7 protein-coding genes are annotated in these 8,054 nt (G+C 44.8%); 6 read left to right on the plus strand and 1 reads right to left on the minus strand.

What is annotated here, in order from left to right:
* The first annotated feature begins 240 nt into the window (after positions 1–240).
* The 3 genes from F0261_RS05010 to F0261_RS05020 all read left to right on the plus strand — a co-directional run bounded on the left by F0261_RS05010 (position 241) and on the right by F0261_RS05020 (position 2,282).
* Positions 241–816 carry an LON peptidase substrate-binding domain-containing protein gene (locus tag F0261_RS05010; RefSeq protein ID WP_014950075.1) on the plus strand — a complete coding sequence of 192 codons (576 nt, stop codon included), beginning with the start codon at positions 241–243 and terminating at the stop codon, positions 814–816.
* 118 nt (positions 817–934) lie between these two features.
* Complete coding sequence (locus F0261_RS05015; RefSeq protein WP_049586614.1) at positions 935–1,546, plus strand: sigma-70 family RNA polymerase sigma factor; 612 nt, start codon at positions 935–937, stop codon at positions 1,544–1,546.
* Positions 1,539–2,282 (plus strand): ChrR family anti-sigma-E factor, encoded by a 744-nt coding sequence (locus F0261_RS05020; RefSeq protein WP_171337359.1) that lies wholly within the window; start codon positions 1,539–1,541, stop codon positions 2,280–2,282. The genes F0261_RS05015 and F0261_RS05020 overlap by 8 nt, the downstream gene beginning before the upstream one ends.
* Positions 2,283–2,393: 111 nt before the next feature.
* Here F0261_RS05020 and F0261_RS05025 read toward each other — a convergent pair whose 3' ends face one another.
* On the minus strand, positions 2,394–3,158 hold the full coding sequence (locus F0261_RS05025) for an outer membrane protein assembly factor BamD (protein ID WP_014950072.1): 765 nt from the start codon (positions 3,156–3,158) through the stop codon (positions 2,394–2,396).
* 186 nt (positions 3,159–3,344) lie between these two features.
* Here F0261_RS05025 and rluD point away from each other — a divergent pair, with 186 nt between their 5' ends.
* From rluD to clpB, 3 genes are all read left to right on the plus strand, one after another.
* Positions 3,345–4,328 (plus strand): 23S rRNA pseudouridine(1911/1915/1917) synthase RluD, encoded by a 984-nt coding sequence (gene rluD, locus F0261_RS05030; RefSeq protein WP_014950071.1) that lies wholly within the window; start codon positions 3,345–3,347, stop codon positions 4,326–4,328.
* Between the two features lie 16 nt (positions 4,329–4,344).
* A complete protein-coding gene (gene pgeF / locus F0261_RS05035) occupies positions 4,345–5,100 on the plus strand; it encodes a peptidoglycan editing factor PgeF (RefSeq protein WP_171337360.1) in 756 nt (251 codons plus the stop codon).
* Positions 5,101–5,349: 249 nt separating this feature from the next.
* On the plus strand, positions 5,350–7,926 hold the full coding sequence (gene clpB / locus F0261_RS05040) for an ATP-dependent chaperone ClpB (protein ID WP_171337361.1): 2,577 nt from the start codon (positions 5,350–5,352) through the stop codon (positions 7,924–7,926).
* The last annotated feature ends 128 nt before the right edge of the window (positions 7,927–8,054 follow it).

Here is an 8,054-nt window from a genome sequence, read left to right on the forward strand (position 1 = left end):
ATAATTCAAAATCAGATTTGCATATCGGTAATGTCGACGCTTAAAAAAATTCGCGGTTATTTTCACGTTCAAATTGCAAGTCTCTGATATGAAATCTGTTAATGTTTTATTTAAAAACTAAATTACATTAATCGTCGTGCTAAAGATCATGTTTTTCCATTTATATGTGAAAAATTTTCCCATTCGATCCTAATTGTTCTCACTTGCGTAATTATTTTCGTGTTTTCGGAAGTGCTGAGTATGAGTGTAGAACGTTTTCCTTTATTTCCTTTATCTGCGCACCTTTTGCCGGAAGGTAGAATGGCATTGCGCATTTTTGAGCCACGATACGTGCGAATGGTTAAGCAGGCATGTGCTGAAAATAAAGGCTTTGTGATGTGTATGCTTAATGCTAACGGTGACAAAAATTTGAATGAGCATATTCATAAAATAGGTACTTATGCGCAGGTTGTTGACTTCGACATGCTCGATGATGGGTTGCTTGGCATAAAGGTTGCTGGTTCTCATTTAGTTGAGGTAAGTAGCATAGAAGTTGAAAAAGATGGTCTTCGTACCGGTAGTTGCAAGGTGTTAGAACCTTGGCAGTGCGATTTGGCTCCTCAACAAATAGCGCCTATGGACGAGCGACTTAAAGAAATATTTGGAAATTACGAAGAGTTGGCATCGCTTTATGAATCACCAAAGTTTGATTGCCCTAATTGGGTATTAAATCGGTGGTTAGAATTATTGCCAGTAGACGGCTCGCAAAAACAGCACTTTTTAGCGCAAAGAGAATGTACCAGTTTACTGAACTATCTCTCTGCATTAATTGCTTAGTCGTTGAGTCGGTTAAAGACATTACAAATTCGTAATCCAATATTAGCGATTTTCGCATACGTTTTAAGTCATAACGCCGTAGAATGATACAATCAAAACGGAAAAGCGGACGAATCTTATGTTAGTTGGAATTCCTTTGGAACAAAGCAACAGCACAATCAAGCCTAAAGAGTGTGCAACTGAAATGTCTGATTACCTTGTCGCGGTTGCAGACACCCGATGTAAGCGCTCATTTGCAAGAGTGTTCAACTATTTCGCGCCTCGGCTGCGCTCTTACGCACTCAAACAGATGGGTAATGAGGCACTGGCCATGGAACTGGTACAAGATACTATGTCAAATGTGTGGCAGAAAGCGCATCTGTTCAATGCAGAAAAAGGTTCTCCGTCAACGTGGATTTTCACAATTGCGCGTAACATCCGCTTTGATATGCTTAGAAAGCTGCGGAATAGGAAAGAGGATGTTTGTTCTGACGATTTATGGCCAGTTTTATGCGAGCAAACAGCCGATGCAAACGAGGCGCCACTCGACGAACAAGTTACTTTAGAGCAGATTGGCCATTTGTTCGAATCATTACCTGTAAAACAAAAAGCAGTGGTTGAAGCTATTTATATTGATGGCAAGTCACAACAAGAAGTCTCCGATGAGCTTTCAATTCCATTAGGTACAGTAAAGTCGCGGACACGTTTGGCACTTCAACGATTAAAGGTCATGTTAAACGATAATGATTAGGTTTCACCCAAGTGCCCAGCAACTTAAAGATTTTGTTGAGGGCACATTGTCACCTGCTATATCACTGATGGTCTCTGCACATTGTGACATGTGTGAGAAATGTCAGCGTTTTGTTGAAATTGAAACGGAAAGTCTTGCTGCTCAAATGGTTTCGAACGCCAATTCAACGGCAAGCGACAGAGCTGAAATGTCGCTTCAGTTTGGTGACATGCTATCCCAAATTACGCAGCTCCCATCATCGAAACAAAATAATGCTTTGATGGAGCAGCCCACAGCGTATCGTGAGCCCGTAAAGAGGCGGGCGGCCTTGCAGACGCAGGCAAGTGCAAATACCATCGAGTTAGATGGAAGGGTATTCACTTTACCCAGAACGCTTCACCGCTACATCGATAAGACAGGTAACTGGTCAAGTTTGGTCGGAAAGCTGTGGCAGGCGCCAGTTGACCTTGGAAACCAAGGTGTTGCTAATTTTATCTTCATGGGAAGTGGCGGTAGTGTACCTGAGCACACGCACCGTGGAACGGAATATACATTAGTCATTGATGGTGAGTTCAGTGATGGGCTAAGTCGTTATGATACCGGCGACTTTATTTTTATGGATGGAGATAAGACGCACACGCCAAAATCCGAAGGTAAAGAAGGCTGCCTTGTATTTAGCATTGTCGATCAGCCATTGCACTTTACTTCGGGCCTTGCAAGATTGTTAAACCCTTTTAGTCACTTGTTTTTCCGCTAGTAATCTATCAAGCGAACGCAGTCAATATGTGACATCCAGATACAAAAAAACGCACAAATGTGCGTTTTTTTATTGGTTGCATAAAGCTCTAGCAAAACAGAATAGCCAAATCTAGCTAATAAATTCGCTGTCAGGGTAGTTAAGCTTTAGTGTCTTCATCGCATTGTTACGCAATTCATCTAGGCCAAGCTGCTCATAACTTGAAACCATAATTTCGAGTGCTTGTTGCACTTGAGTGGTATTCGGGAAGTGCTCTATAACATAGCGACCACGGTTTGCTGCAGCGACATAAGCCTGGCGTCTCATGTAGAAACGTGCAATAGCGATTTCATAGCGAGCCAAGCGGTCTTTAATATGAACCATGCGCTGTTTCGCATCTGCGGCATATTTGCTATCTGGATATTGTTGAATCAGTCTGCGGAAATCTTCAAACGCAGCACGAGACTTCGACGGGTCTCTATCCGTACGGTCAATATTCATTAACTCTTGGAAAAGGTTGCTATCTGATTCCATGTTAGTTAATCCACGCATGTAATACGCGTAATCAACATCTGAATGGTTTGGATTCAGACGAATAAATCTGTCGATAGTGGCAAGCGTTTCTTCGTTTTTACCTGACTTATAATAGCTATAAATAAGGTCTAGCTGTACCTGGTGGGATAGGGGACCGAACGGGTAGCGCGAATCTAGCGCGCTTAACGTTTGTGCTGCAGCGCTGAAGTTACCTACTTCCATGCTCTGCTTTGCTCTGTCGTACAGTTGCTGCGCACCCATGTTAGCTAATACGGCTTTTTCTTCATTATCTGAAGAGCTACATCCTGCGACAGATACCATAGCACCCAATAAAACGGGGGCCAGTAGACGAAATGATTTCATAATAATTCTATTTTCCTGCTAAACAGTTTTAATACTTCGCTGTCTAAGCTCATGTGTTAAACAACAACACTTTAATTGCATTCTAACGTACTAACGATGAGAAAAACCATACAAAAACGTAAACAAGGCAGTGTACAGCGTGAATACTTGTTATAATACCCTTTTTTAGACGTAATCAATGGTGTTATGACACAGTCGCCGAACACAATACAATTAGAAGCTTCAACGGAAGCTGCGCATTTTGGTTTACGGTTAGATCAGGTTTTGGCTGATTTGTTCCCTGAATATTCTCGTTCTAAGTTAAAAACTTGGATCCAAGATGGGAATGTTGCTGTAAACGGTGAAGTAATCACCGTGCCTCGCCACAAAATGCAAATGGATGAACTTGTTACTGTACAGGCCGAAATGGATGTACAAGTAACGAGCGAAGCGCAAGACATCGCGTTAAACATTGTTTATGAAGATGAACACATCCTAGTCATAAACAAACCAGCAGATTTGGTTGTGCATCCAGGTGCAGGGAACCCAAGCGGTACCGTGCTAAATGCCTTGTTAAATCATTGTCCAGAGATAGACAAAGTTCCACGTGCGGGCATTGTCCATCGCCTTGACAAAGACACGACGGGGTTAATGGTAGTAGCAAAAACAATTCCTGCTCAAACGCATCTTGTTGACCAACTTCAACGTCGGGAAATGAGTCGTGAATACGAAGCCGTTGCCTTAGGTACGATGGTCGCTGGTGGTATTGTAGATGCGCCTATTGGTAGACACGCAACAAAACGTACGCATATGGCAGTACGTGAAATGGGCAAACCAGCGGTCACTCATTTTCGTGTTATCGAAAAATTTCGCGCATACACGCACCTGCGTTTGAAGCTTGAAACTGGCCGTACGCACCAAATCCGCGTACACATGGCCCACATTAAGCATCCTTTGCTTGGCGACCAAGTTTATGGCGGGCGTCCTCGTCTTCCTAAAGGGGCGTCAGAAGAATTTATCGCTGCGCTTCGCGGATTCCAACGTCAGGCGTTGCACGCCGCACAGCTCTCGCTGTTTCACCCTGAAACGGAAGAGTGGATGACGTGGAAAGCTCCCCTACCTCAAGATATGCAGGACTTGCTTAAAGCCGTGAAAAAGGACACCGCGGACAATCCACAAGATATGCTTTAATGAGTAAGGCGAACTTATGACATTGTCAGCTGCGAATTCACCTATTTCATCCACGCTGGATTTGATTACGCCAGCGTGGTCATGTCCCGCAAATGTTGTTGCATACACAACGACAAGAATGGGAGGTACAAGCATAGGTGATTTTGCAGGTTTGAACGTTGGCGCCCACGTGGGGGACGACCTCCTACTAGTGAAAGCCAATAGAAGCCTAATTCCACATAGTGAAAAGATCACATGGTTGGAGCAAGTGCACGGCAAGCGCGTGGTGTCATTGCCGAGCGCAGATACCACCGCTGATGCGTCGTATTCTTCTTCAATATCGCATTTTTGTGCGGTAATGACCGCAGACTGCGTGCCCATTTTATTGTGTGATGAAAGCGGTCAAGAAGTGGCGGCAGTACATGCTGGTTGGAAAGGTCTCGATACTAACATTATCGGAAGTGCAGTTTCACACTTTGGCAGCGACGCAAAAAAACTCATCGCTTGGGTTGGTCCTGCAATCAGCGGGCCCTGCTACGAAGTTGATGCACAGTTGGCGAGTAAGTTTCGCCATATAGACGGTGCCATTGCCAATAGCTCTAATAGAGGGAAGTACTTATTAGATCTACCTCTAGTGGCACAGGTGCAATTGCAGCAAGCTGGCGTTGAGAGTATTACACAAAGTAACTTGTGTACTTACACTGACGAACAGCGTTTTTACTCCCATCGAAGAGCTACGCATCAAAACAAGCGCACGACTGGGCGTATAGTTAGCGTAATAGGCCTGCTTTAAATTGTTTCGAAAAAAGGCGGCAGTTTTAGTCTGATCACACAGTTGCGCTAGATCAAACTTCATACATTATTTGTTATCTTTTTGGCTAACTTTTTAATCTCATACTTGAATCGCAATTGAGCAGCCTACATAACTAGAACATAAAGAATACCATTCCGCATAGATCATTACCCACTCAGCGAGAGTTAAAATGTTCGTAATTGCGGCGTGTTACCGCAGGTATAGTTGTTCATTAATTAGGTTGAAATTATGAGACTAGATAGATTTACCAGTAAATTTCAGCTCGCAATATCCGATGCTCAATCACTCGCATTGGGGCGAGATCATCAATACATTGAACCTGTCCATTTAATGACTGCCATGCTAAATCAGCAAGGCGGGTCAGTACGCCCTTTGCTTGACCAAGCAAACATCAATGTAAATGCGCTACGCTCAGCACTGAGCCAAGCTATTGAGCGCCTACCTCGTATTGAAGGCATTGGGGGAGATGTTCAATTAAGTAAAGACAGCGGCATTTTGCTAAATCTTTGTGACAAGATAGCGCAGCAGCGAAAAGACGAATACATCACTTCAGAAATCTTTGTTCTAGCGGCGCTACAAGATAAAGGGCGCTTGGGGGAAATACTCAAAAGCCTGAATATCACTAAAGAAGCTATTGAAAGCGCAATAGACGACATGCGTGGTGGCCAGAAGGTCACGGATCCTAATGCTGAAGATGTACGTCAGGCGCTTGAAAAATACACGACAGATTTAACCGAGCGAGCAGAACAAGGCAAGCTCGACCCGGTCATTGGTCGAGACGATGAGATTCGCCGAACTGTTCAAGTACTGCAGCGTCGAACCAAAAACAACCCAGTACTCATTGGTGAGCCGGGTGTGGGTAAAACGGCTATTGTTGAAGGGTTGGCTCAGCGCATCATTAATGGCGAAGTGCCTGAGGGCTTAAAGAACAAGCGTGTTCTTGCCCTTGATATGGGCGCGTTAGTGGCGGGAGCTAAATATCGCGGTGAGTTTGAAGAACGCCTTAAAGCAGTGCTTAATGAGCTGGCTAAAGAAGAAGGCCGCGTGATCTTATTCGTTGACGAACTGCACACCATGGTAGGTGCAGGGAAGGGCGATGGAGCGATGGATGCAGGTAATATGCTTAAACCTGCGTTAGCCCGTGGTGAACTTCACTGCGTTGGTGCTACAACACTGGATGAATATCGTCAGTACATTGAAAAAGACGCAGCACTTGAACGTCGTTTCCAAAAGGTATTAGTTGAAGAACCAAGCGTTGAAGACACTATTGCTATTCTGCGTGGCTTAAAAGAGCGCTATGAGCTCCATCACTCGGTAGATATTACTGATCCCGCTATCGTTGCAGCGGCAAGTTTGTCGCATCGTTATATTAGCGACCGCCAATTGCCAGACAAAGCCATTGATCTTATAGACGAGGCTGCGTCTAGCATTCGATTGCAAATAGACTCCAAGCCCGAAGAGATGGATCGTCTAGAGCGTCGTATCATCCAGCTAAAATTGGAAGAGCAAGCTCTGGCCAAAGAAACAGATGATGCGAGTCATAAGCGACTTGAGATGATTGAGTTAGAGCGTGAGCAAGCGGAAACCAAGTACGCAGAGCTTGAGAAAGTGTGGTTGGATGAGAAAGACGCCATGCAGGGCACTCAAACCATTAAAGGGGAGCTTGAGCAGGCTAAACTTGACTTGGAGATAGCGCGACGTGCATCTGATTTGAATCGTATGTCGGAACTTCAGTACGGCCGTATTCCAGAGCTTGAAGCAAAGTTAGAGCAAGCGGCTGAAAACGAAACTCGCGAGACGACGTTACTTAAAAATAAAGTGACGGACGTTGAAATTGCAGATGTGCTTTCGCGATGGACGGGTATACCTGTAGCGCGAATGCTTGAGGGCGAGCGTGATAAGTTGTTGCGTATGGAAGACGTACTTCACAAACGAGTTGTTGGACAAGAAGAAGCGGTTGAAGCGGTTTCAAACGCAATTCGACGTTCACGTGCTGGGCTTGCGGATCCAAACCGACCTATTGGCTCATTCTTATTTTTAGGGCCTACTGGCGTGGGCAAAACTGAGCTCTGCAAAGCCTTGGCAGGCTTTATGTTCGATACTGAAGATGCCATGGTGCGTATCGATATGTCAGAGTTTATGGAAAAACACTCGGTAGCACGCTTAGTGGGGGCACCTCCAGGCTATGTTGGCTACGAGGAAGGTGGCTACTTAACCGAAGCTGTGCGTCGCAAGCCATACTCGGTCATTTTATTGGACGAGGTTGAAAAGGCACATCCAGATGTATTCAATATTCTGCTTCAAGTACTAGATGACGGCCGGTTGACTGACGGACAAGGACGTACTGTAGATTTTAAAAATACCGTTGTGATCATGACGTCCAACTTAGGCTCAGATATCATTCAAGATAAGCACAACGAAAGTCAGTATGACGATATGAAGGCGTCGGTAATGAGTGTTGTAGGGCAACACTTCAGACCGGAGTTCATCAACCGCGTCGATGATATTGTGGTATTCCATCCATTAGGGAAGGAGCAAATAAAATCTATTGCTAAAATTCAGCTTGCCTCGCTTCGCGCTAGGCTCGCAGAAAAAGGATATAAGCTTACTCTATCTGCTGCGGCTATGGATAAATTGGCGGACGCGGGTTTCGATCCAGTGTTTGGCGCACGTCCGCTTAAGCGAGCGATACAAGTGCAGGTGGAAAATCCACTCGCGCATCAATTGCTTGCTGGCGAATTAATACCGGAATCAACCATTCGTATTGATGCAGATGACAGCGGACTTTTCGTTGTCAGCAATTAAAACCAAAAGGCACTGGAGACAGTGCCTCAGACTGTTGAAAAAGCCCTAGACGAAAGTCTGGGGCTTTGATCTAATAGGCATAGTGAAATTCGGAGTGTTCACCATGCTAACCCCAAAGTCCCCACAAC

The sequence above is a fragment of the Alteromonas sp. 07-89-2 genome (genome assembly GCF_013113925.1).
Classification (GTDB): Bacteria; Pseudomonadota; Gammaproteobacteria; order Enterobacterales; family Alteromonadaceae; genus Alteromonas; species Alteromonas macleodii.

Bases quoted from the DNA above. Each gene is read 5' to 3' on its own strand.
- F0261_RS05015 (WP_049586614.1), top strand. From the start codon at position 935: ATGTTAGTTGGAATTCCTTTGGAACAAAGCAACAGCACAATCAAGCCT.
- F0261_RS05010 (WP_014950075.1), top strand. From the start codon at position 241: ATGAGTGTAGAACGTTTTCCTTTATTTCCTTTATCTGCGCACCTTTTG.
- pgeF (WP_171337360.1), top strand. From the start codon at position 4,345: ATGACATTGTCAGCTGCGAATTCACCTATTTCATCCACGCTGGATTTG.
- F0261_RS05020 (WP_171337359.1), top strand. From the start codon at position 1,539: ATGATTAGGTTTCACCCAAGTGCCCAGCAACTTAAAGATTTTGTTGAG.
- clpB (WP_171337361.1), top strand. From the start codon at position 5,350: ATGAGACTAGATAGATTTACCAGTAAATTTCAGCTCGCAATATCCGAT.
- F0261_RS05025 (WP_014950072.1), bottom strand. From the start codon at position 3,158: ATGAAATCATTTCGTCTACTGGCCCCCGTTTTATTGGGTGCTATGGTA.
- rluD (WP_014950071.1), top strand. From the start codon at position 3,345: ATGACACAGTCGCCGAACACAATACAATTAGAAGCTTCAACGGAAGCT.